The following is a 25,584-nucleotide window of genomic DNA, read 5'->3' on the forward strand; positions in this document are numbered from 1 at the left end:
CGTGTTAAAGAAATATGAGCAATCTCATCAGGTCATTTGGTATGACGATGAGTATCTATTAGAAGACCCGGCAAAGGCTTTTGATGTGGCTTACTGGCAGAATGAAGGGCGAGTAGTTGGCAGCGCGCAAGGTAGGGGTACGACTTGGTTCGTGCAGACGAAAACCTTAACTGCGGCATTGCGTCACTACCGACGAGGTGGCTTGTTCGGCAAATTGGTTTCGGACAGCTACTGGTTCAAAGGGTGGCAGAGTACCCGAAGTTATGCGGAATTTACGCTGTTGAAGCAGCTAGCAGAGGCGGGTGTCAATGTCCCTAAGCCGATCGCGGCTCGTGCGACTAAGTTTGGTTTATCTTACAAAGCAGACTTGTTGAGTGAAAAAGTTGCCGATGCTTCTGATCTCGTCGATGTGTTACAAGAACGACGATTGTCCGCTCAGGAGTATCAAGTGGTTGGCCGAGAGATTGGAAAAATGCACAAGGCGGGAGTGAATCACACCGATCTAAACATTCACAATCTGTTGCTCGACGGTCATGGTAAGGCTTGGATTATCGACTTTGATAAATGTTACCAACAGTCGGGAACAAATTGGCAGCAAGGCAATCTAGATAGGTTGCTCCGCTCTTTTCGTAAAGAGCTCAATAAACGCGCCATTCAATGGACAGAGGAAGACTTTAATCATTTATTAGATGGTTATAAGCAGGAAGGCTAAGCCGCTCTTAAGTCACCGAAAGAGCAAAATTTTAATCGTTAATTGGATCTACAATGTCTTTTAAACAGAAACTGCACGCTCATGGCTGGTTTATTCTTATAAACGCGCTCATAGCGATTGCGTTGGCGAGTCGTTACTTCGCTTTTTTACCAGAGTTTCCATCCGATACGCTAGGCATCGCCTTCATATTTGCGGGCACATTAGGTCAGATGACGCTGTTGGCAGCCATCATTGGACTTGTGAGTTTACCGGCACTATTGCTACCGAAGGGAGGACGGAATGCGATTCAAGCGCTGATTGCTTCTCTTGGTTTGGCGGTGCTGTTTATCGATACCATTGTTTACGCTCAGTATCGTTTCCATATCAATGCTGTTGTTCTTGAACTGGTGATGTCAGGGCAAGTGGTTAGCTTCCCGCTGATCACCTGGGTGACGGTGTTGGGATCCGTTGCTGCGTTGCTTGCTGGTCAATGGTGGTTGATTCGTTGGCTAGAAAATGATGCGCCAGTGCGCCAATGGAAGTTGGGCCGCAAGTTCACCTACGTGACGATTATCGCGTTGCTGCTAACTAACGGTATTCATATTTGGGCGGCGGCACATGCCTATCAGCCTGTTACTATGGTGAAGCGTTACTTGCCATTATTCTATCCCGCAACGGCCAACAAGTTCATGGATAAGCGTGGTTGGTTGGATAAAGAGGCGATTGCTAGGCAAAAAGCGATGCGAGTGCCGCCAAAGAGCGATCTGAACTATCCTTTAAAGCCTTTGCAGTTTGAATCGACAAAGCCAGTTAACATCATGTTGATTACGGTGGATTCATGGCGTGCAGACACCTTCAACGCGGACAATACGCCTTATATGTGGGAGTACGCGAAAGATGGCGCTATTTTCCAAGATCATATCGCAACGGGTAACGCCACTCGTACGGGTATCTTTGGCTTGTTTTACGGTCTGCCGGGTACTTATTGGCACGGTTTTGTTGCCAACCATCAATCTCCGGTATTGGTTGACCGTCTCCAAGCGTTGGATTATCAACTGGGCCTATTTGCGGCTGCGCGCTTAACGAATCCAGAATTCCACCAAACGGTTTTTGTTAATGTGCCGAACTTACGCGTTGGTTCTGAAGGTCTCACACCATCTCAACGTGATAGGCATTTAACCGATGACTGGATTGAGTGGTATAAGAATCGAGATACTTCTAAGCCAGTATTCTCATTCCTATTCTATGACGCGCCACATGGTTATGATTTTCCGAAGAACTTTGAGCCTAAGTATGAGCCAATGATCCCGCGTGTGGATTATCTAAAACTGGATAACAACAGTGATCAAGAGAAATTCTTTAATCGTTATAAAACATCGGTTCGTTATGTTGATACGCAAATCAAACGCACGCTAGATACGCTAAAGGAGTCTGGAGAACTCGAGAATACGCTAGTGATCATCACTGGTGATCATAGCCAAGAGATGAACGACAACAAACAGAATTTCTGGGGGCATAACGGCAACTTTACTCGCGCTCAGACCCAAGTGCCTTTTGTCATGTTTGGCCCTGGGGTTGATAAGGAAAAACTCGCGAAAACGGCGACGTATACGACGTCTCATGAAGATTTAGCCCCAACCCTAATGAACAACTATTTAGGTTCATTGAATGACACAGGTGACTACTCTACAGGTGAAGACTTGTTTGGAGAGAATGTTCAACGAGATTGGGTGATGAGTTCTAGCTACAGTGCATACGGCATTATTTACGACGATACCATTATTGAAGTGAATGGCGCTGGTCAATCACAGATTTTAGACAGCACCTATCGACCGAAGAAAGGTGAGGCGATGAACTATCAGTATGTTCAGGAAGCGTTAGATAACATTAGTCGTTTTAGGAAGTAATAGAGGAAAATGGCCGGGATATCCGGCCATTTCTTTAAATGAGCTTTAATGTCTTATCAATACACCCTTGATGGCGAACCATAAATTCATTCATTCTCTCCTGAAGGCCCTCTAGAGCGGTGTTATCCCAGGTTTTTAGTACACCGTTAGCTATCTCTAACTCAGAACTGCATACAGTCATGAGGCCTTCCGCCAACAACTGCTCACTGATTTCTTGGAAGTTAAAGTAACTCGGACCTGTGATAACCGGTACTCCGAGAGCGATGGGTTCTAGCATATTATGCCCACCAACTTTATCGCCGAGTAAACTCCCCCCCATAAAGCAGATGTCTGCAGCGCCAAGCAGAGTGAGCATCTCTCCCATAGTATCACCAAGGTAAATTTGGCTTTGGATACTTACGTCGCCTTGGGTTCTACGAGATACCGTAAAATTAGCCTGCTGACATAGGTCATGAACAGAGTCAAAGCGTTCAGGATGCCTAGGAACTAAGATAAGTAGAGAGTCAGGATGTTGTTCAACGAGTTCTTTATGCACAGCGAGGATTCTCTCATCTTCACCTTTGTGGGTGCTGGCCGCGATCCAAACTGGACGGCTTTTACCAATCTGGCTGCGCAATTGTATCCCTGCCTGTTTCGTTTCTTCGGGAACTGAAATGTCAAACTTAACTGAGCCTGTTACAGAAACCTTACTTTTCTCTACACCAAGTTTCTCAAAGCGGTCTGCATCATCTTGATATTGACAACATATATGAGAAAGATTTTTTGCAAGCATATCGAACAGAGAGTGGACTTTTTGATAGTTGCGATAAGACTTCTCAGATAAACGTGCATTCAGAACGGTAATTGTGATGCCATTACGAGCCACAGTATGGAGCGTATTTGGCCAGAGTTCAGTTTCCATAATCAGCATCTTACTTGGGTTGATACTTCTTAAAAAACCGCGCACAGCGAAAGAAAAGTCAATCGGCATGTAGCGATGCTCAACTAAATCTGCGAGCTTTTCTACTTGTTCTGCCCCTGTGCTGGTGGTTGTGGTCACCACAATAGGTTTTTCTGGATTTTGGAGCTTTAATGCTTTGATGATGGGAGTAACAGCAATTACTTCACCTACAGAGACGGCGTGAATCCAAATGGGAGAAGTTTGGCTCTTTAACTTTGGAGTTATGCCAAAATGCTCTTTCCATCTTGGGCCGAAAGAGGGTTTACCAGGTTTACGTTTGTAAAGTCCAAAGAGCAGGATTGGCGACACTAAGAAAAGAAGGATTGTATAAAGAAAACGAATCATTGTTTCTCCGCGAATTCGTCAATATAAGCTTCGACGATTTTCTTACCATCAAACTTATCGAGAGTCTCTTGGACATAGTCATTAAATGATGTATCCCATTCATGGTTAAGAGCAAAATAGATGGCTTCACCTAAAGACTCAGGCGTTTCTTTTGCTAAAAATGGTTCCAATGCACCATTCATGATTTGGCGAACACCACCTCGGCTATCTGTGCTAACGACAGGGGTTCCGCAAGCTAGTGACTCAATTAGCACCATGCCTAATCCTTCATGCTTAGAACTCAGAACATAAAGGTCTGCGGCTTTGTACCATGGAAATGGATTGGTTTGTTGGCCTTTAAAGTGAACTCGCTCTGTGAGGTTAAGTCGCTTCACTTCAGCTTCAATATTATCTCTATCGTTTCCTGCACCTACAATCACTAAGTCTTGCTGTAAGTTATATGTACTCGTAGCGTAGTGATACGCTTGTACTAACAGCGAGAAATTTTTTTGAGGAACAAGTCTTCCAAGACCCAAAATGTATGGCTTGTTGTGCAATTTTTCTGGAATACACTCTGCCTGCTGCCGGATGTTGATAAAGTCATTAGGATTATTGACCACAATTGCTTTCTTTGGCGTAATTTGGTGCGTTTGGACCATATCTTGAAAGCTATCTAGTGCACCTTGGGATACGCAGGTGACGTTTCTATTTTGGAAAAGCTTAGTGAAAACCCAGCGGGACAGTCGGCCGTACATGTGCTTCTTTTGTACGTTTTCACACACATAAACAAAGCGTTTGTCTTGAATTGGCCAAAGTTGCTCAAAGGTTCCTTGGCCACGAAATATAATTAAGTCAAAAGGTTGCCCGTTTTGTGCTTCGAGCGTCCTTAGCTGCTTTTTAAAAGCCATAGATTCAGCGTATGCAAACCAAAGCGGAAAAGTTTTGCTGAATACAAGATTCAATGCTTTGCAAACGACGAACCAAAGGGCACCAAGCCCAGTAGAAAACACTGACTTTTTTAGGTTGAACAGGTGTACTGGAAGATCGTTGTTTTTAGGCTCAATTTCTTTCTTGCGGTTCTTCAGGTAAATTAAATCTGTCTGGTGTCCAGCATCATGGAAAGCATCCGCAAGGTTGACAGCAACTCGTTCCATTCCACCAATTTTCAGACAGTTTACGACAATAGCAATATTCATTGTCTTTAAATCTCAGTTCGTTTCGGTGAGCACAGTACTATCATTAAGATAATATATAAAATGAGAGAGTTAGCCTGAGAAAGCGGAATGTCAGTGAATGAACCTACGACATAAATCACTCCGACTAATGATGCTATCGTGGTTTCTTCACTTCTGTAGCGTATAAAATAATAGAATGGAAAGCTAAGCATAACTAAAAGAAATACAAAGCCCACAACCCCTCTCTTTACCCAACTGGTAATATAATCATTGTGGTAATGACGCCATTTAACTGCACTTTGGTGAATTAAGTTCTCTTCGGCCAACTTCTTTTTTTCATCAATGTGAGAGTCACCCAAACCGATTAGAGTCGGGTGTTTAGCTAACTCCAACCCTGCCTGCCACATATGCAAACGTAATCCGATAGAAGTGGAATAATTTCCATTTAATATCTGTTGAACCTCGAAAACCGTTCTTTCATATCTAGGCTTTATGGTGTCTTTGTTTACAAAGAATAAAGTTAATATTGCTATTGATGCTATTGTGAAATACTTAATGCCTTTATGTTTTAAAGTGGAAAAGTCTAGTCGAAATAAGGAAAGAATGAGCAATGCTGCAATGAAAGCAACTAAGGTGCCACGAGTTTCACTAATAAGTATTCCTGTTACAGATAAAAATAAACCGACAGTATTTGCTATCTTTATTCTGAAGTTATACGGAGAAACCATGTAGTAAAAGCTAATTATCGCGATTGCTGAAACCATTGTTGTATATGGTATTGGATTTACACTCCACTCAATTCTATCGAGTTGCAAGTAGTAAGACTGATGAATGACGTAAGCAATGGATATTAAACTTGCCAAAGGAGTGAGATTGGCTAAGTGGGTTTTAACAAACTTCACAACATTATCTTGTGGTAAAAAAACTAACAATGACGTTGCAATAAGTACTCTTAATATTGATGTGCTTTGCCCTACGTATATTTTAGTTATTATAGCGACAATAGAAGACAGAATAATAATTGAGTATATAGGGTATGTCTTCAAGTTATGCAGTACTGTTTCCCTGCTCGTAAAAAAAATTGATGTTACGAAGGAAATAATACATGCAACTACGAAGTGTTTATCTGAGTCATAAGCGAGCAGCCCAGTGAAAGGCCATAGAAAAGGCAAAAATAGAAAGTAAGATAGATATTTTTTCATCATTTATTGTCGGCCCAGTTCATTCTGAATTCTTCAATGTCATAAAATAAATGGATGTTGTTTTTTATACTTCTATCACTTTCGTCCCACCATTTTGAGTTCATCAGGAACTCTATTTGCTCTTTTGTGAATCGGAAGCGTATTGTTTTTGCAGGAACTCCTGCGACAATGGCGTAAGGCTGAACATCTTTCGTGACTACCGCTCCAGCAGCAATTATTGCGCCGTTGCCAATAGTAACGCCTGGCAGTATAGTGCTATTAACACCTAACCAAACGTCATGGCCGATAGTAACCTTATCGTTATTATCTATAGTGATGTTTTTACTTATGAGTCCTCTTTTTTTTTCATATAAAAAAGGATGCGTTGAAATATAGCTTGTTGGGTGGTTAGATTTTGCAATAGTTACATTATCTCCTATTGAGCAAAAGTTCCCGATAGATGATAGTAACTGGTAAGAACCGTTGTTGAAAAACTGCTTATATCTGTATGTGTATTTTCCGACTGAAAATCCGAAATACTTATAAGCAATATATCTATATGTGTCTTTCTTATCTAAGTAAAGCTTGCATAGCTTTCTAATAAATAAGCTCTGTTCATTCTTCGAAGATGCTATCTTTCTCCAAAGCTTGGAAATTATCCATTTGTCAAATTTGGTTAGAGGTTTTTTCACTCAGATAACCTATTAATTACGTTGGTTGGTGCAAGTTCTTTCAAGCACTTCAGATGCCCCAATGGACATTCGCGCTTAAAACACGGACGGCACTCAATATCGGTACTGACAATATCCACTTTTTGCGCAAGCGGTGGTGTATATTTCGGTGACGTTGAACCATAAACCCCTACCACATGGCAACCTACCGCTGCAGCGACATGCATTAAGCCCGAATCATTGCTGACAACGCTTTGACATGCTGCTAATAGGTCTACCGCTTCAATTAGCGACGTTTTTCCAGCTAAGTCAAAACAAGCGGTTTGCTGCAGTGAGGTTAACTGCTGCTTTATTGACGATGTGGTTTGTTGATCTTTGGCTGAGCCAAACAGCCAAACTTGATGGCCTCGATTAATCATTTCAGCGGCAACAGCAGCGTAGTGCTCAACTGGCCATTGCTTTGCAGGTCCAAACTCTGCGCCAGGACATAAACCTACCACCGATTTATCTTGAGTCAGATTAAATTTCGCTAATGTGGAGGCTTGTATCGACTTATCTATTGATAAGCTAGGCTTAGGTTGTACATCAATGCCTCCCAGAGACTGTGAGTTGATCATCTTTTCTCTTGGGTTGGCTAATGCGACGTACCGCTCGACCATGTACTGAAAGGCTTTTTTGTTTGGTCTTAGATCATTGAGTAGACCATAGCGCATTTCTCCTTTCCACCCCGTTCTTACCGGTATTTTGGCAAACCAAGGAATGAGTGCGGATTTGGCTGAATTAGGTAAGACAAAAGCGTGAGTATAATGCTCATCAATCAGTGAGCGGCCAAGGCTCTTTCTCCCTGACCAGTTGAACTCGCCATGACCAAATGGCATTTCAATGGCTCTGTTGACTTCGGGCATTCTTTCTAAGATGGGCTTACACCAACCCGGCGCGATGACATCAATGATGGCGTCAGGAGATTGCTGCTTCAGCGTAATGTAGAGTGACTGTGACATCACCATATCGCCCACCCAAGATGGGCCAATGACCAATATTTTTTTCACGGTGCCTCGTTGTGATTTCTATAGTTTACCGCGCATTTCTCGGTAGAGGTTGCGACCATCTTGTTGGGTTCTGAGCAAGCGGAGAATCCACATATACTGATTAGGTGCTTTGGCGACAAAGTATTCAATTGCTTTATTCATCCCACGAGCATCGTCAGGATCACTGTCTTGCAGTTCGATTGGCGGCATAAATTCAATCGAATATTTGCCTGTACCAGGATCGATAGATGCGAACGTTGGGATTATTTTGGACTTAGACAATTTCGCTAGCTTAGTTAACCCAGGTAAGGTCGCTTTCGTGGTAGCAAAAAAGTCGACAAACTCACTAAGTTCGGCACCATGATCTTGATCTGGAAGGTAGTAACCTAAGTAACCCTCTTTAATCGATTTGATAAAGGGTTTTATACCGCCAGAACGCTCATACACACGGCCGCCGTACTGGACACGCTGGCGATGCATCAACCAGTCACTCACTGGGTTTTTCTGCTTCTTGGCCATGGCAGAAACGGGTAACCCTTTTGAAGCAAGCAAGACTGCGGGGATATCAATTGCCCAAGAATGAGGCACCAAAAGGATGACGTTTTCATTTTGCTCAGTGCAGTCGGTTAAGTGGTGTTCGTTAACTAAGGTACACTGACTTTGAAGCCATCTCGGGGAGCGTAAAGTGAGTAAACCGAAGCGCATCATAAACACACCCGCGGTTAGAAGTGTTTCATACACTAATTTTTCCCTCTCTTGCTCCGTTTTATCTGGGAAACAAAGAGAAAGGTTAACTCGAATATTATGCACTGCGCCTTTGCGTTTATTGACTAAACGAGAGGCGACTTGGTGCGCGATCCATTTATGTACTTTAACTGGCAATAGCGATATCGGCAGAGAAACTAACACGCCTAGCCAAGTCCCCCAATATTTAGGCGCAAGAAAACCCCACTCAAAAGCGGGGTTGTATGCTTTCGGATCAAAATCGTTACGTGGTTTACTCACAATGCGTCGCTTTTATTTGTTGATGATTGCCATGTACTCAGCGACACCCTGAGCAACAGATTTGAAGTTATGGTCACAGCCTGCCGCTCGAAGTTTCGTCAAGTCAGCTTGAGTGTATTCTTGGTATGCGCCTTTTAGGTGTTCGGGGAATGGAATAGTCTCAACTTCACCTTTCCCATGATAGGCGATAACCGCTTTGGCGACTTCCTCAAAAGACTCAGCGTTGCCTGTTCCTAGATTGAAAATACCAGAAACGCCGTGCTGCAAGAACCATAGGTTTACATCAGCGACATCGCCTACGTAAACAAAATCGCGCTTGAACTGTTCGCTACCCTCAAACAACTTAGGATTCTCACCTGCATTCATTTGGTTATTTAGGTGGAAGGCTACCGAAGCCATCGAACCTTTGTGCTGTTCACGAGGGCCATAAACATTGAAGTAACGGAAACCAGTGACCTGAGATAGTGTTTCGCCATGCGCTTCGGCATCTTCCCAAATACGGCGAACGTAGTTGTCAAACTGCTGTTTTGAGTAGCCGTATACGTTTAACGCACCTTCATACTCTTTTTCCTCGATGAAGGTATCTGTTTCGCCATAGGTTGCAGCGGAAGAGGCATAAAGGAAAGGGATCTCTCGTTCTAAACAGTAGTGCAACAGTTCCTTTGAGTACTCATAGTTATTGAGCATCATGTATTTACCATCCCACTCTGTTGTGGCAGAGCAAGCGCCTTCATGGAAAATCGCCTCGATTGGGCCAAAATTTTCACCAGACATGATCTGAACCAAGAAGTCATCGCGATCCATGTAATCTGAGATGTCTAGATCAACCAGGTTCTGAAATTTTCTACCATTTTTCAGGTTGTCCACGACTAGGATGTCGTTGATGCCTTGGTCATTAAGCGCTTTTACGATGTTGCTGCCAATCATGCCAGCACCGCCAGTTACGATGATCATATAGTTTCAACTCTAGTTAAAAAACGGGGCAAGTATACCATGGCGTCTAATCAAGGACCATTGAGATTAGATTTACGCGATGCTAGTGCTCGGCGACTCTATATAAGTTACAATGGTCGATATGTCATCCTAACAGCATGCACGTAAGAGTTTCGTCTGCAAATATAGTCGATCTGGTGTGAGATGGTTTTAGGTAACAATGTAGCGTAATTCAAGGTGTATAAATGAAAATTCTGGTTACTGGTGGTGCTGGCTTTATAGGTTCTGCAGTTATTAGGCATATTATCAATGAAACGCAGGATAGCGTCGTAAACCTAGATAAATTAACGTACGCCGGTAACCTAGAGTCACTTCACGAAGTCGAGTCAAGTGCACGTTACCAGTTTGAATGCGTGGACATCTGTGATCGAAGTAGATTAGAACGTGTTTTTGATGAACACCAACCTGATATCGTGATGCACTTAGCTGCTGAGTCTCATGTTGATCGCTCAATTGATGGTCCTGCCGCGTTTATAGAAACCAATATTATTGGTACATATACATTGTTAGAAACAGCGCGCCGCTATTGGCAGTCATTGCCCTTAGAAAAAAAGCGTGGGTTTCGTTTTCATCATATTTCTACAGATGAAGTGTATGGCGATTTGGTTGATGCAGAGTCCTTATTCACTGAGCTCACTCCGTACGCTCCTTCATCCCCGTATTCTGCTTCGAAAGCATCAAGTGATCACCTTGTTAGAGCTTGGTTGAGAACATTTGGATTCCCAACATTGGTTACTAATTGCTCCAACAACTACGGCCCATATCATTTTCCTGAAAAACTCATACCGCTAATGATCTTAAACGCCTTGGAAGGGAAAGCGCTGCCTGTTTACGGTGATGGTAAGCAAATCCGAGATTGGTTATATGTGGAAGATCATGCTCGTGCTCTTTATATGGTTGCAACGAAAGGTGAGGTTGGTGAAACCTATAATATCGGTGGCCATAATGAACTCACTAACCTTGAAGTTGTGCATAAAATATGTGAGTTAATGGAAGAACTGTGTCCAGATAAGCCAAAAGGGGTAGGTGCCTACTCTGAACTGATTGCGTTTGTTGAGGATAGACCTGGACATGATATTCGTTACGCTATCGATGCATCTAAAATTGAACGTGAGTTGGGATGGAAGCCTGAGGAAACATTTGAGTCCGGTATTCGAAAAACCGTACGCTGGTATTTGAGCAATAGAGTCTGGTGGGAGCGCGTTCAAGATGGTTCATACAACCGAGAACGGTTAGGCCGCTAGCCAGTTAGTACAAAAAGTTTGTTTTACAAAACGTTAAAAATTAAGAAAAAGTTTGGTTAGGCAAAGTATGATGAAAGGTATTATTTTAGCTGGTGGCTCTGGTACCCGCCTTTACCCAATAACCATGGGGGTGTCTAAACAGCTATTACCCATTTATGATAAACCAATGATCTACTACCCGTTATCAGTACTTATGCTCGCGGGTATTAAAGATGTTTTGATTATCACGACTCCTGAGGACCGTAATAGTTTTGAACGCTTGTTAGGTGACGGTAGCCAATTTGGAATCCATTTAGAATATGCTGAGCAACCTTCTCCTGACGGACTAGCGCAAGCTTTTATCATTGGTGAAGAGTTTATAGGTAAAGATAGTGTATGTTTAGTGCTGGGTGACAACATATTCTGGGGGCAGGGTTTTTCTCCTAAATTAACGAAGGCAGCCAAAAATAAAACTGGTGCAACGGTATTTGGTTATGAAGTTGGGGATCCCGAACGTTTTGGTATCGTTGAGTTTGACGAAGACTTTAGTGTGTTATCGATTGAAGAGAAACCCGAAGTCCCACGCTCTAATTTTGCTGTAACAGGGCTTTATTTTTACGATAACTCTGTTATCGAAATTGCTAAAAATGTGAAGCCGTCAGAGAGAGGGGAGTTGGAGATAACGGCTATCAACCAAGAATACTTAGAGCGGGGCGAGTTGACTGTAGAGTTATTAGGCCGAGGTTTCGCTTGGCTGGATACAGGCACTCATGAAAGCTTACTAGAGGCTGCAAGTTTCGTTCATACCATTGAAAAACGTCAAGGCTACAAGATTGCATGTTTAGAGGAGATTGCGCTTAACCAAGGCTGGATCTCTAGAGAAGATATTGACCATACCGCAAAACGATTGTCTAAGAATAGTTATGGTCAGTACCTGAATTCAGTGTTATCGCGAGATAAAATCAGTTGAGTACGTTACATGTAATGGAGCTAGAAAAGTTCACTCCACCGATAATAGATTTCTTACGTAAAGAATTTCCCACTAAAAGACAGCAGTTTTTTACTTTTGGGGATGACAAAAAATATCCCTATGTGGATGGTAGTGATTTATATTATGCTGGGAATTACAAATCTAGGATAAAAAAGATTTTTAATCTTCATTTTCCATTAATTAGCAAAGCTTACAAATGTGACAAAATTGTTTTCCATGGTTTGTTTGATTTCTACATATTATTGATTCTCTTTTTTAACCCTTGGTTGTTGAAAAAAAGTTATTGGATAATTATGGGGGGGGACCTGCATAATTGCTTGAAAGTCAGCAGCATAAAAATCAAGATTAAAAATGTCATTAGAAAATTTGTTTTTAGGAATATGAGCGGCCTTGTCACATATATCGATGGAGATGTAGATATTCTTAGGAAGTGGTGTGGCGCTAAAGGGAAGTATATTCGTTGCTTATGTTATCTAACAAATACAGTTTCAGGGGTTAATCAATCCAGAACAAAACACCCAGATTCAAATTTCAATGTTTTGTTAGGGAATTCTGCTGATCCATCGAATAACCATCTGGAGATCTTCGAAAAGATAGATAATATTAATAATAGTGTTAATAAAATAGTTGTTCCTTTAACTTATGGTGATAGTTCTTATCGAGATAAGGTTATAGAAAAAGGTATAGAATTATTTGGAAATAAGTTTTTCCCTATCATAGAACATCTTCCATTAGATGACTATAAGAGAGAGATAATTAATACGACTGATGTTGCAATCTTTGCTCATGACAGGCAGCAAGCTATGGGGAATACAATTTCATTGCTGGCAATGCAAAAGGTAGTTGTTATGAAGGCTAGTACTCCACAATATAAGCTCCTTAAGGAAATTGGAGTAAAGGTTATTGATTTTGAAACGTTAAGTAAATCTGATTTGAAGTGTTTTTCAAGCTTCGAAACTAATAGGGAATTGGTTGAGGATTTCTTTAGTTACGATAACCTAAAAAATCAGTGGGGAAATTTGCTATGAGAAAGGTGGTTTTTTTAGTTTCTGGGAATGGTGGGAACCTTAAAGCGTTTGATTTATATTTGTCTAAAGCATCGTTAACTGACAGTGTGAAATTATACTGTATTGCAGATAGAGAGTGTCGAGCTTTTCATTTTTGCAAAGAAAAAAATATAGATTCATTTTGTATTGAGTATAATAAGAATAACAATCTGCAACTTAAGGTATTGTTAGAAAAAATTAAACCTGATTTGATTGTTACAAACTGGAACAAGATAATTGATAAAGATCTTGTAGGTGAATATAGAGGGAAGCTAGTTAACCTTCACTATTCGTTGTTGCCTTTATATGGTGGTTTTATTGGGGTTAAGCCAATAGATATAGCATATGAATACGGGAACTTCATTGGAGTCACAACTCATGAAGTTGATGAAGGTGTAGATTCTGGTCCTATTCTTACGCAATCTATTTATAGAAATGAATATACATTAATGGAATCTTATGAAAAATCATTTAGATCTGGTGCTTTAATGTTGATTTCAGATTTGTTGACCAAACTCAATATTACTTATGGGCAATCTGTTAGAAATTTCGAAGATATAGAATTTTTCCCAAGTTTAAATCTTGATATATCGATAGTTAACGATGATTATTGGAAGGTTATAAAATGAAAGTTGCAATTCTTCAATCTAACTACATTCCGTGGAAAGGTGTCTTCGATATGATAAATCAGGTCGATACTTTTGTTTTTTTTGAAGATGTTGATTATACGAGCAGGGATTGGAGGACTAGAAATAAAATTAGAGGGACAAACTCAGATACATGGCTAACCGTTCCTGTTAAAAAGGCTCCAAGAGGTACAAAGATTAGTGAAATAACCATTGTTCAAGATAATTGGGCCAAAAAACATAAAAAAACGATCGTTCAATCTTATAGTAAAGCTCCTTATTTTGAAGAATATAAATACATTCTTGATGAAATATATGACAGAAAATGGTCAAACTTATCAGAATTTAATATCTATACTACAAAGCTTATTTGTAAGGTGCTTGGGATTGAATGTAAGTTTGTTAACTCTAAAGACCTCGCCTCAGAAGGAAAGAAAGACGATAAGCTATTAAGTATATGCGAAATATTAGGTGCTAGTGAATATTTATCAGGACCTGCTGCGATGGACTACATCGATCCCGAAAAGTTCTTACAAAAGAATATTAAACTGAGCTTTATGGATTATAGTAAATATAGAGAATACGATCAATTTCATGGCGGGTTTGAACACTATGTATCCGTCCTGGATCTTATATTTAACTGTGGTGATAATGCAAAGTACTATATTGAAAATAAATTATGATAAAATTTAACAATCCACCAGTTACTGGTTTCGAATCCGAGCATATAAAAAAGGCAATCGAACTTGGTTCGCTTTGTGGTGATGGGGCATATACTCACCAATGTCAGCAATGGTTTGAATCTCATACTGGCTCTCAGAAAACGCTGTTAACCCCTTCGTGTACTGCTGCTTTGGAAATGGCAGCCATACTCATAGACATTCAACCAGGTGATGAAGTGATTATGCCTAGTTATACGTTTGTGAGTACTGCAAATGCTTTCGTGCTTAGAGGAGCAAAAATTGTTTTTGTGGATATTCGTCGTGACACGATGAATATTGATGAGATGTTAATTGAAGAAGCGATAACAGACAAAACGAAAGCGATAGTACCAGTACATTATGCTGGTGTTGCTTGTGAGATGGATAGCATCATGGCTTTGGCTGAAAAGTACGGGTTATATGTAATTGAAGATGCGGCTCAGGGTGTTATGTCCTCTTATAAAGGTCGAGCATTGGGTAGCATTGGACACTTAGCTGCTTTTAGTTTTCATGAAACTAAGAACTACACCAGTGGTGGGGAAGGTGGATTGTTACTAATAAATGATGAGGCATTTGTCGAACGAGCCCAAATTATTCGAGAGAAAGGTACTAATAGAAGTCAGTTTTTCCGAGGAATGGTAGATAAATATAGTTGGGTTGACTTAGGTAGCAGCTTCTTGCCTTCGGAGCTTCAAGCTGCATATTTGTGGGGACAGCTCTTACATGCGAATGATATTAATGAGGATCGACTGAATTCATGGGGTAAGTATTATTCTGGGTTACAGGATCTGGAGAGAAACGGCCATATACAACTACCTAAGGTTTCTTCGCATTGCTTGCACAATGCACATATGTTCCATATCCGAACAAAGAGTTTGAGTGAAAGATCTCAGTTGATTGCCCATTTAAAAGAAGACAATATCCAATCTACATTTCATTACGTGCCATTACACTCTGCAAAAGCAGCAGAGAGGTTTGCCTGTTTTCATGGTGTTGATAGGTATACAACATCAGAAAGCGATAAGCTGGTTAGATTGCCTATGTGGTATGGTTTGAGCGCTTCGGAGATTGATGCTGTGGTAGCTTCGATTAAGCGTTTTTATTCAAAACTATAGTAGGTAATAGAGGTTGTGAATCTTAAAAGTAAAGCAACTCATGGTGTAAAGTGGACTTCAGCGTCTATGCTGGTCACTACGATCCTTCAGTTTTCTCAGTTGGCTATACTTGCTCGATTTCTGACACCTGAGCAATTTGGTTTAATGGCGTTGGTTACGGTTGTAATTGGTTTCTCTCAAGCTTTTGTTGATATGGGGATGAGCAATGCCATTATTCACAAACAAACCAATTGTCAGTTACATTTGTCTACTTTATTTTGGTTGACCCTATTAGCCGGTATTTGTATTACTGGCCTAGTATTTCTTAGTGCTCCATTGGTGGCAAACTTCTATGAATCACCAGAATTGAAGCCTCTGATTCAGTTGGTATCGCTGGCTTTTGTTATTAGTGCACTGGGAAATCAACACAAAGTACTTTTTCAAAAAGAATTGCAGTTCAAAGTCATCGCTATAGTTGAGCTTTGTTCGGTTTGTTGTGCATTTATAGTTGCAATAAGTATGGCAGCACTGAATTTTGGTGTATATGCCTTAGTGTTTGCAAATATCACCATGACGTTAGTATCGAGTATGTTGTTTTTTATACTTGGTGCACGATCGATATATGTGCCTAAATTTCACTTTCGTTGGTATGAAGCTCGAGGTTATGTTGGCTTTGGCGCGTATCAAATGGGCGAAAGAACTATAAATTATTTTAGTGCGAATGTTGACAAAATATTAATAGGTAAGTTTCTAGGTGTTCACTCAGTTGGTTTGTACAATGTTGCATGGCAACTAATAATTTTTCCATTAAGTAAGCTGAACCCAGTTATCAATAAGGTAGCCCTTCCGGTTTACGGGAAAATACAAAAAAATCCGCAAGCGATCGATGATTATTATAGTTTGGCAATGAAAGCAATAGGCCTTATTGTTATTCCATTCTCAATTTATCTTCTGTTTTTTTCAATGCCAGTAGTCTCAGTTGTTTTTGGTCCTCAGTGGATTGACGCTTCAATGGTTGTGTCATTGTTAGGTGTCGTCGGGCTTGTAAAGGCTATAGGTAATCCTGGGGGGGCATTAGTCGTTGCTCTAGGTAATGCAAAGCTGGGCTTTTGGTGGAATGTAATATGGGCAAGTGCAGTGTTATGTTGCCTGTATTTCGCCCTAATGCTGTCGCCTCAATTAGAGACAACGCCATACGTTTTATTGGTGCTAACGTCTCTTTTTGGTGTCGTATGGCATTGTTTAGTTTATAAGTTGACCGGTGTGAACTATCGACCAATCTTGAGTAAATTTGCTTTTATCGTCTTGTACAGTGTTGTTATATGCACACTCGCAACAGTCATCGTTATTTTTTTTGGGGTTCTAAGTCCTTTGAACAAGGTGATTATTTCAGCCTCGGTGTTTATGTTTACTTACGTTCCTTATCTACTCCTATATGAAATCCGCCCATTGTTGAGCTCCCGTAGAAGAGAGGTATAGATTACATGTTTGGTATAGCGTCTTCCCAGTTTAAGAAGAGAGATTTTCAAGCAATGGAAAGCCGTTTTCACGAGATGTACTCTTGTGGAAAAGTCAAAGTAGAGTCATTCGTTTCTTCGGAATTTGCTCATGGAACTTCTCTCGAACAACGCAGAAAGATGAGCCATTCATCATCAGATAGGACCTCAGCTTGGGTGGATGGAGAAGCGTACAATCTCGCAGAACTAAAAGACATTTTTCCTTTTATAGATGAACAATCATTTGCTTTTTCACTAGTAAAAGCAATAGAAGTTGGTTGTTTAGAATCTTTGCTTGAACGAGTTGATGGGTACTTTTGTGCCGTTTTGTATGATCATGAGCTTAAACGGGTAAAACTCATATCTGATCGATACGGTATGCGTATGCTGTATTTATGCCATGCCGGGTCAAAATTTGTTTGGTCAACGAGTATTTCTGATCTACTAGCAGTTGGTGATGTATCTAAGGAGTTAGATGTAGATAGCCTTGCCTGTTTTAAAGAGCTAGGTTACATATTAGAAGACAGAACGCTATTTAAAAGCATAAAACTCATTAGTCCCGCCACTGTTATTACTTTTGATATAGAGTCAAACACTACAAAGGTCAGTCGTTATTGGAGTTGGAGCAACATATCAAAACGGAGTATAGGGTTTGAAGATGCCGTTGAACAACTCGGAGAACTTTTTCTTTCAGCAGTTAAGCGACGTTACAGTGCTAATGAAAAGATTGGTGTTGCAGTAAGCGGTGGTTTGGATTCTAGAGCTATAGTGGCAGCCCTTTCTAGGCTTTATCCCTCCGAAATATGTGTCGGCTACACGTTTGGAATAACTGGTTGTGATGATATTAAGTTTGCCAGTCAAGTATTGGATAAAGCTCAATGGCATCATGAAACATATATTTTTACTCAAGACAATTGGCTGGAAAGTCGTTTACCATATATCGACGTAACCAGTGGGTTACTTGATATGCAGCATATGCACGGGTGTGAGTTTTTGCCGAACATCTCTCAGCGTATTGACGTCAATCTAAATGGTTATGCCGGGGATGCAATATTGGGAGGCGGCTTCCTTGGTAAAATCCCATGGGATACGAGAGCAAACCTGCAGAATGTGCGCTCGTTTTTTGGGCGCTTCTCTTATATGGTTGATGTAGACAATGAGTTCTACAATATTGACTCAGTTGAACCTGTACTTTACATGAACCGTGTTCGACGGTTTACCGCTATGGGAAGTGTTTGCGGTCTCAACTACCTAGAGCAGCGAAAGCCATTTTTCGATAATCAGTTAGTCGAGTTTGTTTTTTCACTACCGGACGCATTTAGAGCAAACAACAGAATTTATTCAGAGATGCTCAAACGTTTTTTCCCTGATTTTTTCCTTGAGATACCTTGGCAGAAAACAGGAAAAGTTGTCGGCTTATTACATCCAAAACCGCTATATATGAAAGTGTATCATCGTATCATTAGGCTTTTGTTCGGTCCGGGCTTTACCCGAAAGCAAGGGAAAGAGTTTACGGATTACCCAAATTGGCTTCGGAGTGACAGTAGTAGGGAGTTTTTCACCAAACTCGCCTCTAAAGATACTTCTGTGTTGTGGCGAGAGTTTGCGGATGAAACATTGGGTGTTCAGTTGAAAGAGCACTTAGCAGATGAGAAAGTCGATAACTCAAGTATTATTTTGAGATTAGCAACACTCGAGATTTTCTTATCAAAGGTACTAGACACTAAGTGATAGCACTGTTTTCCACCTAAATTAATGAGGTAGTTTTGATTACTGCATATAAGGTTAGTAACCGAAAGAAACATAACTGGCTGATATATGACATTATGGAAGAGTTCTTCAGCGCTCACTCCAATGAGTTCAAGGGGGTGGTTTACGATTTTGGTTGTGGGGAGTCACCACTAAAAGAGTTTGTTCTCCAAAATGCCGAGAGTTATGTCGGTGTTGATTGGGGTAATTGTAGTCATGACAGTGCACCAGAAATATTGGCGGATCTTAACAAAACCCTACCAATTGATGATGGTCTTGCAGATACCATCGTATCTATTTCAGTGCTAGAGCACTTGTGTGAGCCTCAGACCATGCTTAATGAAGCCCATCGTGTGCTAAAGCCTGAAGGCTCGTTAGTCTTACAAGTGCCTTGGCAGTGGTGGATTCACGAAGCTCCTTACGATTTTTTCCGTTATACGCCTTATGGCTTAAAATACATGCTAGAAAAGGCAGGGTTCAAGCAGATTGAAGTAAAAGCGTCTTCCGGCTTTTTTACCACTCAAGTAATGAAATGGAACTACTTTTCTTTGCGTTTCATTAAAGGTCCTAAGGTGATAAGAAAAGTAATAGAGTTGTTCCTGAGTGTTTTTTGGTGGTTAGGACAAAAATCGGCACCTTACTTAGATAAGCTCGATAGACGCCCAGAATTAGAATGTTATGGTTATACTGTGATTGCGAGAAAATAGCGTGAAAATCTTATATCTTATCAACGACATTACTATGCCCGGAGGGTTGTCGCGAGTAACCATGAATTTAGTTGATGAATTTGCATCACTGCATGGTGAATACCAAGTTCATGCTCTGTCAGCTGCTGCGAAATTTGATAAGGTTGAACATTCGAATATTGACTACCTCGATATGCCCGCATTGCATGGGTTAAATGCCGTAGGCAAGCTAAGCTGGTACTCATCTCTTCGTGATGAAGTAGAGACTTATGTCAATGAGCATGATTACCAAATTGTGATTGCGGTTGGTACAGCGATGACTTTGTTTGCTAGTTTTTGTCGCTTCCATAAAGCTCGCTTGTGGGGGGCTGAGCACTTAGCGCATAACCACTATGGCGTGTTGAGGAAAGTGATTAAAAGGTGGAGATACCCTAAGTTAGAACGCTTAATATGCCTGACTCATGCGGACAAGCATCGTTATTATGACAAATACCTTAAGAATGTCGCTGTTATCCCGAACTTCACCAATTTCTCTAGCGTAAATGTAGAGTACAGCAATAACCAAAAATTTCTCTTTGTTGGCCGTTACAACGAAATGAAAGGTATTGACTATTTAGTCGACATTATCAAGTTAGTACATGAACAATGCTCTGATTGGGTGTTTACTCTTTATGGCGAGGGTGAAAAAAAGAGCTGGCTGCTCGAAAAAGTAGAAAAAATGAACTTGAATCATGTCGTTCACATTAATGAACCTACAGACGACATCAGTAAAGAGTACCAACAATCTGGTATATACATCCTAACCTCACGTAACGAAGGTTTTCCTATGGTTTTACTTGAAGCTCAAGCTCATGGTTTACCTATCGTGAGCTTTGACTGCGAGACCGGACCATCTGAAATTATTCAAAATGGCAAAGATGGCTATTTAGTTTCAACCTTTGATACAAAAGAGTTTGCGGATAAGTTGATAGCGCTAGCGAATGACAGCGAACAAAGAAGGAAGCTCTCTCAAAATGCTTTCAAAAATCGCCAAAGATTTAGCAAAACCGCCATTATTGAACTTTGGAAAGAACAATTTCGTACGCAACTATGAATATATTGTCTTTAGATACCGCATGCTCTCCCTTTTTCTCTCTTATTGTAGAACATCTTCCTGAGGTAAATAGTTTCACAGCCATATTTTCTAAATCTGGTTATAAGCATTATTTCAAAGGGGGCCGTTGCGAGTATATTGGAAGGATACTTAAGAAGCATAAGAATTATACGGAAAGAGATCTGGAATTAGCATCTAGGTCTAATAATCACTATTCAGCGTATGTGAGAAAGTTTGAGCATCGAGAGCTGACCCAACAAGAGTTAGCTTGGTTTGCGTCGTTTGCAAACTACTTTCGACATTATCTCCGGGAGCATCAAATTGACTTTGTGATGATGCACAACGATTTAAGATGGCAGCACGCTATTGCTCGCGAGATATGCCTAGAAGAAGGTGTCCCTTTCTGTGTCAGCGAATTAGGGCTATTTCGCCCTTTTACGACGACATTGGACTTCCATGGTGTCAACGCAAACTCTAGTATTACCACTTTGGATATGGATTTTTCTCAATATGCTGACGTCGAAGAAGCAAAATTTGATGTAGCCACGCGCTATCATGGTCATGAGAGCAAAACATCTAAATTAAACTTTGGCTACTTTTTGATTCTGAGTAAGTTAGGTGGGGTACTAGGAAAAAACTCTCCAATTTTACATAACGCATTTCGAATTCGACCGTACTTAAAGCGTTTTTGGCAGCAAAGTGTTAAAAGTAGAGTTCATACGGCTAGTAACGCCTTAGATACTTTGCCAGAGAAGCCATATGTCTTTTTTCCAATGCAGCTAGAAAACGATACGCAGTTCCTTATCCATAGTGATTTTAACTCGAACCAGGAATTGCTAGCTAGAGTAGAGCAGGAGTTTTATAAGTCAGATTTGGCGGCGAGCCATCAACTTGTTGTGAAACTTCATCCTAATGACTTGGGATGTTATGAAGCTCGAGACGAAACAGTTTTTACCAAAGCGAATACAACTAAACTAGTCGGTAATGCCGATTCTATTGTCTCCGTGAACTCAACGGTTTGTATGGAAGCGCTTGAAACAGATAAGCCACTGTTTGTATTAGGAAGGGCTTTTTTTGCCCGCGAAGATATTTGTCAGCCGACCTCTTTGAATGAGCTATCGAGAGTATTGTCTCATCCCAAACCCGTATCGGTGGAGGCTCGTCGCGGTTTTCTTAATTACTTAAAGTACGAATACAGCATTCACGGCGCTGGTTTCAGTTATACAGAAAGGCAGATAAATCGAGCTGCGGATCAAATTAGATCATGTATTTATAGGAGTGATTGATAAGCTAGCATCGCTAGCTTATCAACTAGGACGATTGTGTTAAGAGGTTTTCGTAGCAGTTACTCTGGCCGTAAGCAATCGTATCTAAGCTCTTATAATCTGAAAGACTCTCATGCTTCTTGAGCTCGCCAATATCAGCCAAGCGCGTAACGATCGGCAGCCCGCATGCCGCATACTCATTTCGTTTTGTTGGAGATGCAACTCGGTTTACGACGTTATCATCTCGAATAAGTAGGCCGTAATCAGCTGCGTTTAAGAACTGTGGCACGTTTTTATACTCACTCGAAGTAACAGTAATATGTGGGTTTACTATACCGAGGTTTTGAAGCATCTCTTTTACTGCACCTGGCTCCGTCGTCACCACCAGCAATCTAAGCTCATCATCTTTCCGCGATTTATTATCAAACGCTGTCAAAATACTATCTAGCTTTTGCCATGATGCGGTATTACCCACATAACAGTAGACTTTATTCTCTTTTGAGTAACCTAACTCTTCTCTTTTCTTTTTTCTTTTTTCATCGTCTTGGAAAAATAGTTCATCGTTGACAATAGTTGGATATATTTCTGAAGAAAACGAGTATTTACCATACTTTTGTCGGTAGTGAGCTTCCATATTGCTACTTACGAAAAAAAACTGGTCTATGTTTTTAAATAGATATGACTCTACATGATTAGCGAGTTTGGAATACAGACTAGATAACGGAATATCTAGCGATAGAAACTCCTCTGGAACCACACCACGAATATCACTAATAATTGGCTTGTTAATACCATGTTTTCGACAGACTAATAGCGCAAACAAAGTACCAATATGGCCACGGCAGTGGATTATGTCCGCTTGCTCAAATAGCGATGCTTGTTTAAAGGTAAGCAGAGCGATCTTCTGTGAGAACATGCTAAAAAACTTTGGCAGCTTTTTAAACTTTTCTAGCTTGTATTTCGCGCCTGGTAAGCTAGGTAAAGACATCTCGCTTGCCTTACATAAAGCAAGCAACGTCACATCATAGCGTTCAGCGTGTTTGTTGCAGAGCGTATGCACTTGGCTTTCGAAAACGGATAAGCTCCTAAAACTATCTGAAACGTATAGTAGTTTTTTCATTCAGTTGTCTCACCAAATTCCTTTAGTGTCTATCGAGTAGAGAGAGGGCACAGTTATAGACTTAAATTCCTTGTGATCAACAAGGAGGACATGTATATCCGCTTTATCGAGCGCTTCTTCAATGGTAACCAAGCTTACGTCTTCTAATGACAGTTGTTTAATGTTTGGTTCTACTGCAATCACTCTTCCTGTATGGCTCTGGGCAATGTTTTTAGTAATTTGTAGCGCAGGACTTTCTCGAAGGTCATCAATGTCTGGCTTAAAGGCTAATCCATAACAAGCAACAGTAATATCGCTTATGCTTTTTTCCGGGTTCGCTTGCAGAAAGTCGGCTAATGTAATTTTAACCTTATCGATCACCCATTGTGGTTTGCTGTCATTAACTTGTCGTGCTGTATGAATGAGCTGAGCTTGTTCTGGTGTTTTTGCTACTATAAACCAAGGGTCTACGGCAATACAGTGTCCACCCACACCTGGGCCTGGTTGTAAAATATTAACTCGAGGATGGCGATTCGCAAGAGCTATTAGCTCCCAGACGTTGATATCAAGTTTGTCACAAATCACTGAAAGTTCATTAGCAAAGGCTATTTGAACGTCTCGGCTACCGTTTTCGGTCAGCTTAGCCATTTCCGCCGTTCTTGAATTTGTTGTAACGCATTCACCCTGCACAAATGTTTTGTACAGTTCAATACTTCTCTGAGAACATTTCTGAGTCATACCACCAATAACGCGATCATTCTCTACCAACTCGCGTACCACTTTTCCTGGCAATACTCGCTCAGGGCAATGAGCTATGTTGATATCAGCCTCTTCCCCATTTTGCTGTGGGAAGCTCAAATCGTGACGAACTTCTGCTAGCCATTCTGCCATTTGCTCTGTAGCGCCAACAGGCGAGGTCGACTCAAGGATAACCAAATCCCCTTTTTTTAGTACAGGTGCAATCGCGAGGCTTGCCGCTTTTATGTAGCTTAGGTCAGGTTCAGGAATACCGTTGTTAGATGAGTCTTTAAATGGAGTTGGAACGGCGATTAGAAAAGCATCGGCTGGTTCCGGAGTTGTTGATGCGGACAGGTATCCTTCAGTAACAGCAGCTTGTACGAGCATGTCTAGATCCGGCTCTACAATATGAATTTTACCATTGTTTATTGTATCTACCGCATCTTTGTTTACATCTATGCCGATGACTTTCTTTTTTCTTGAAGCGAACATTGCCGCTGTTGGTAAGCCAATGTAGCCTAGTCCAATAACAGAAACTCTTTCAAATGACATTGTTAACCTACTATTATTTCTTTAATTCTTGGATTATCCACACTCAGTATGATGCTCACTTTGAGTAGCTATAACTATTACTTAGCGCCAAAACCGGTCATCATAGTCTTTAATGTTTTCAACACAATATTCATGTCTAGCCAGAAAGATAAGTGTTTGATGTAATAAAGATCATGGGCCAGCTTTTCACGTGTTGAATCCGTGTCATCGGCGTATCCTTGAACGGTTTGTGCCCAACCGGTAATACCGGGTTTGACCATATGGCGGTAGCCGTAAAAAGGAATCTCTTTTTCAAACTGTTTTACGAAGCTTTCTTGCTCTGGTCGAGGTCCAATAAGTGACATTTCTCCCTTTAGTACATTGAAAAACTGAGGAAGTTCATCAATTCGAACCTTTCTGATGAATTTGCCGACTTTGGTCACTCGTGCTTGCTCTTCGGTGGCAAATTTATCCTCAGCTCCAGCTTTTTTTACCGTCATGCTTCGAAACTTATAGATGCGAAATGTTTTGCCACCTTGCCCCACTCGCTCTTGAATAAACATTGCAGGCCCAGGGTTTTCCAGTTTAATTAGTAAAGCAGTGACAGCCATGATAGGCAGCGTGATTGGAAAGCTCAGAATGATTAAGGCTGATTCCCAAGCACGTTTTAGGTTGTGATAAACAGGGTTAGGAACAAGCGAACCAATAGCATTCTCAGACAAGTGACTTGTTTTTACCTTGCCTTCAATCATTTCTCGAATGCTTTCCGAATGGAAAACCGGAATGTTATTGATACTGCAATCGGCAACAAACTTCTCTTGTTCTGGTGTGAGTTTGTTATGTAAATCAACCACTAAGCCATCTTTTATCTCAGACATTGAGAGAGGCTCACGTAAAAGTGATAGATGGATACGTGCATGTCTACTATCAAGGCTGCCAACATCAAAATTATTGATTGCACTTAAATTGAGTTTGGCATTTTCTTTGCGGTATACGGCAGAAAAGTACATCCAAAACAAATGAATACTAAAAGCGTAAATAAGAATCTCACGTGAGTACTCAACCCTAAACAACAAAATAAAAGCCATAGCGGCGGCATAGATGGAAGCCAGAACCGGCAAAATGTAGTACTTCCGATCAACCAGCAAGTAGTTAGTAATCTTGGGAATAGTGACAGAGGTAGCAACATAGGCGCAGCTGACGAGCCAAAAACTATTGATAACCGTGATGGGAAGGTTAGCCCTGAAGCCCGTGATAATATGAAGGAGTAATAGGGTACCAAACACACCGATACCGTGGCATACAATTGAATTTTTTAGCAGTTTTCTCAC

23 protein-coding genes are annotated in these 25,584 nt (G+C 40.9%); 13 read left to right on the top strand and 10 right to left on the bottom strand.

Features of this window, described 5'->3' with window-relative positions:
* The first annotated feature begins 1 nt into the window (after position 1).
* Entirely contained in the window at positions 2-712 is a 711-nt protein-coding gene (locus U9J37_RS12105) for a 3-deoxy-D-manno-octulosonic acid kinase (protein ID WP_005470928.1), read from the top strand.
* Between the two features lie 53 nt (positions 713-765).
* Entirely contained in the window at positions 766-2,598 is a 1,833-nt protein-coding gene (locus U9J37_RS12110) for a DUF3413 domain-containing protein (protein ID WP_005471071.1), read from the top strand.
* A 34-nt stretch (positions 2,599-2,632) separates the two neighbouring features.
* Here U9J37_RS12110 and waaA read toward each other — a convergent pair whose 3' ends face one another.
* From waaA to rfaD, 7 genes are all read right to left on the bottom strand, one after another.
* The gene (gene waaA / locus U9J37_RS12115) at positions 2,633-3,883 is read right to left on the bottom strand and encodes a lipid IV(A) 3-deoxy-D-manno-octulosonic acid transferase (RefSeq protein WP_005471076.1); all 1,251 of its coding nucleotides are present in this window, start codon (positions 3,881-3,883) and stop codon (positions 2,633-2,635) included.
* On the bottom strand, positions 3,880-5,058 hold the full coding sequence (locus U9J37_RS12120) for a glycosyltransferase (RefSeq protein ID WP_043886775.1): 1,179 nt from the start codon (positions 5,056-5,058) through the stop codon (positions 3,880-3,882). Before U9J37_RS12120 ends, waaA begins: the two co-directional genes overlap by 4 nt.
* A gap of 5 nt (positions 5,059-5,063) precedes the next feature.
* On the bottom strand, positions 5,064-5,939 hold the full coding sequence (locus U9J37_RS12125; RefSeq protein ID WP_157607817.1) for an O-antigen ligase family protein: 876 nt from the start codon (positions 5,937-5,939) through the stop codon (positions 5,064-5,066).
* A gap of 299 nt (positions 5,940-6,238) precedes the next feature.
* Positions 6,239-6,910 (bottom strand): CatB-related O-acetyltransferase, encoded by a 672-nt coding sequence (locus U9J37_RS12130; protein WP_005471038.1) that lies wholly within the window; start codon positions 6,908-6,910, stop codon positions 6,239-6,241.
* Complete coding sequence (gene waaF / locus U9J37_RS12135) at positions 6,907-7,938, bottom strand: lipopolysaccharide heptosyltransferase II (protein WP_005470866.1); 1,032 nt, start codon at positions 7,936-7,938, stop codon at positions 6,907-6,909. The genes U9J37_RS12130 and waaF overlap by 4 nt, the downstream gene beginning before the upstream one ends.
* 18 nt (positions 7,939-7,956) lie before the next feature.
* A complete protein-coding gene (lpxM, locus tag U9J37_RS12140; RefSeq protein ID WP_005471091.1) occupies positions 7,957-8,922 on the bottom strand; it encodes a lauroyl-Kdo(2)-lipid IV(A) myristoyltransferase in 966 nt (321 codons plus the stop codon).
* Positions 8,923-8,934: 12 nt separating this feature from the next.
* Positions 8,935-9,876 (bottom strand): ADP-glyceromanno-heptose 6-epimerase, encoded by a 942-nt coding sequence (gene rfaD, locus U9J37_RS12145; protein WP_005470966.1) that lies wholly within the window; start codon positions 9,874-9,876, stop codon positions 8,935-8,937.
* A gap of 224 nt (positions 9,877-10,100) precedes the next feature.
* Between rfaD and rfbB the strand changes: the two genes are divergently transcribed.
* The 11 genes from rfbB to U9J37_RS12200 all read left to right on the top strand — a co-directional run bounded on the left by rfbB (position 10,101) and on the right by U9J37_RS12200 (position 21,906).
* A complete protein-coding gene (gene rfbB / locus U9J37_RS12150; protein WP_005471042.1) occupies positions 10,101-11,159 on the top strand; it encodes a dTDP-glucose 4,6-dehydratase in 1,059 nt (352 codons plus the stop codon).
* A gap of 70 nt (positions 11,160-11,229) precedes the next feature.
* Positions 11,230-12,108: a glucose-1-phosphate thymidylyltransferase RfbA gene (gene rfbA / locus U9J37_RS12155; protein WP_043886773.1), complete on the top strand. Its 879-nt coding sequence runs from the start codon at positions 11,230-11,232 to the stop codon at positions 12,106-12,108.
* Between the two features lie 14 nt (positions 12,109-12,122).
* The gene (locus tag U9J37_RS12160; RefSeq protein WP_043886772.1) at positions 12,123-13,157 is read left to right on the top strand and encodes a TDP-N-acetylfucosamine:lipid II N-acetylfucosaminyltransferase family protein; all 1,035 of its coding nucleotides are present in this window, start codon (positions 12,123-12,125) and stop codon (positions 13,155-13,157) included.
* Positions 13,154-13,804, top strand: coding sequence for a formyltransferase family protein (locus U9J37_RS12165; RefSeq protein WP_052297959.1), 651 nt, complete (start codon positions 13,154-13,156; stop codon positions 13,802-13,804). Before U9J37_RS12160 ends, U9J37_RS12165 begins: the two co-directional genes overlap by 4 nt.
* The gene (locus tag U9J37_RS12170) at positions 13,801-14,484 is read left to right on the top strand and encodes a WbqC family protein (protein ID WP_005471150.1); all 684 of its coding nucleotides are present in this window, start codon (positions 13,801-13,803) and stop codon (positions 14,482-14,484) included. The genes U9J37_RS12165 and U9J37_RS12170 overlap by 4 nt, the downstream gene beginning before the upstream one ends.
* On the top strand, positions 14,481-15,617 hold the full coding sequence (gene rffA / locus U9J37_RS12175; protein ID WP_005470937.1) for a dTDP-4-amino-4,6-dideoxygalactose transaminase: 1,137 nt from the start codon (positions 14,481-14,483) through the stop codon (positions 15,615-15,617). Before U9J37_RS12170 ends, rffA begins: the two co-directional genes overlap by 4 nt.
* Positions 15,618-15,632: 15 nt before the next feature.
* The gene (locus tag U9J37_RS12180; protein ID WP_232280807.1) at positions 15,633-17,075 is read left to right on the top strand and encodes an MOP flippase family protein; all 1,443 of its coding nucleotides are present in this window, start codon (positions 15,633-15,635) and stop codon (positions 17,073-17,075) included.
* A 5-nt stretch (positions 17,076-17,080) separates the two neighbouring features.
* Positions 17,081-18,823, top strand: coding sequence for an asparagine synthase-related protein (locus U9J37_RS12185; RefSeq protein ID WP_005470990.1), 1,743 nt, complete (start codon positions 17,081-17,083; stop codon positions 18,821-18,823).
* 35 nt (positions 18,824-18,858) lie between these two features.
* Positions 18,859-19,548 carry a class I SAM-dependent methyltransferase gene (locus U9J37_RS12190; RefSeq protein WP_043886771.1) on the top strand — a complete coding sequence of 230 codons (690 nt, stop codon included), beginning with the start codon at positions 18,859-18,861 and terminating at the stop codon, positions 19,546-19,548.
* Between the two features lies 1 nt (position 19,549).
* Entirely contained in the window at positions 19,550-20,620 is a 1,071-nt protein-coding gene (locus U9J37_RS12195; protein ID WP_157607815.1) for a glycosyltransferase family 4 protein, read from the top strand.
* Positions 20,617-21,906 carry a capsular polysaccharide export protein, LipB/KpsS family gene (locus U9J37_RS12200; RefSeq protein WP_005471111.1) on the top strand — a complete coding sequence of 430 codons (1,290 nt, stop codon included), beginning with the start codon at positions 20,617-20,619 and terminating at the stop codon, positions 21,904-21,906. The genes U9J37_RS12195 and U9J37_RS12200 overlap by 4 nt, the downstream gene beginning before the upstream one ends.
* A 25-nt stretch (positions 21,907-21,931) precedes the next feature.
* Here U9J37_RS12200 and U9J37_RS12205 read toward each other — a convergent pair whose 3' ends face one another.
* The 3 genes from U9J37_RS12205 to U9J37_RS12215 all read right to left on the bottom strand — a co-directional run bounded on the left by U9J37_RS12205 (position 21,932) and on the right by U9J37_RS12215 (position 25,584).
* On the bottom strand, positions 21,932-23,005 hold the full coding sequence (locus U9J37_RS12205; protein WP_005471161.1) for a glycosyltransferase: 1,074 nt from the start codon (positions 23,003-23,005) through the stop codon (positions 21,932-21,934).
* A gap of 9 nt (positions 23,006-23,014) precedes the next feature.
* On the bottom strand, positions 23,015-24,274 hold the full coding sequence (wecC, locus tag U9J37_RS12210) for a UDP-N-acetyl-D-mannosamine dehydrogenase (RefSeq protein ID WP_005471089.1): 1,260 nt from the start codon (positions 24,272-24,274) through the stop codon (positions 23,015-23,017).
* A 77-nt stretch (positions 24,275-24,351) separates the two neighbouring features.
* Positions 24,352-25,584 (bottom strand): exopolysaccharide biosynthesis polyprenyl glycosylphosphotransferase, encoded by a 1,233-nt coding sequence (locus U9J37_RS12215; RefSeq protein WP_043886770.1) that lies wholly within the window; start codon positions 25,582-25,584, stop codon positions 24,352-24,354.

This window comes from Vibrio sp. 16, assembly GCF_963681195.1.
GTDB classification, from domain to species: Bacteria; Pseudomonadota; Gammaproteobacteria; order Enterobacterales; family Vibrionaceae; genus Vibrio; species Vibrio sinaloensis_D.

Coding starts and splice junctions, on each gene's coding strand:
- U9J37_RS12110 (WP_005471071.1), top strand. CDS start 766: ATGTCTTTTAAACAGAAACTGCACGCTCATGGCTGGTTTATTCTTATA.
- waaA (WP_005471076.1), bottom strand. CDS start 3,883: ATGATTCGTTTTCTTTATACAATCCTTCTTTTCTTAGTGTCGCCAATC.
- U9J37_RS12120 (WP_043886775.1), bottom strand. CDS start 5,058: ATGAATATTGCTATTGTCGTAAACTGTCTGAAAATTGGTGGAATGGAA.
- rfaD (WP_005470966.1), bottom strand. CDS start 9,876: ATGATCATCGTAACTGGCGGTGCTGGCATGATTGGCAGCAACATCGTA.
- rfbB (WP_005471042.1), top strand. CDS start 10,101: ATGAAAATTCTGGTTACTGGTGGTGCTGGCTTTATAGGTTCTGCAGTT.
- rfbA (WP_043886773.1), top strand. CDS start 11,230: ATGAAAGGTATTATTTTAGCTGGTGGCTCTGGTACCCGCCTTTACCCA.
- U9J37_RS12160 (WP_043886772.1), top strand. CDS start 12,123: ATGGAGCTAGAAAAGTTCACTCCACCGATAATAGATTTCTTACGTAAA.
- U9J37_RS12165 (WP_052297959.1), top strand. CDS start 13,154: ATGAGAAAGGTGGTTTTTTTAGTTTCTGGGAATGGTGGGAACCTTAAA.
- U9J37_RS12170 (WP_005471150.1), top strand. CDS start 13,801: ATGAAAGTTGCAATTCTTCAATCTAACTACATTCCGTGGAAAGGTGTC.
- rffA (WP_005470937.1), top strand. CDS start 14,481: ATGATAAAATTTAACAATCCACCAGTTACTGGTTTCGAATCCGAGCAT.
- U9J37_RS12185 (WP_005470990.1), top strand. CDS start 17,081: ATGTTTGGTATAGCGTCTTCCCAGTTTAAGAAGAGAGATTTTCAAGCA.
- U9J37_RS12200 (WP_005471111.1), top strand. CDS start 20,617: ATGAATATATTGTCTTTAGATACCGCATGCTCTCCCTTTTTCTCTCTT.
- U9J37_RS12205 (WP_005471161.1), bottom strand. CDS start 23,005: ATGAAAAAACTACTATACGTTTCAGATAGTTTTAGGAGCTTATCCGTT.
- wecC (WP_005471089.1), bottom strand. CDS start 24,274: ATGTCATTTGAAAGAGTTTCTGTTATTGGACTAGGCTACATTGGCTTA.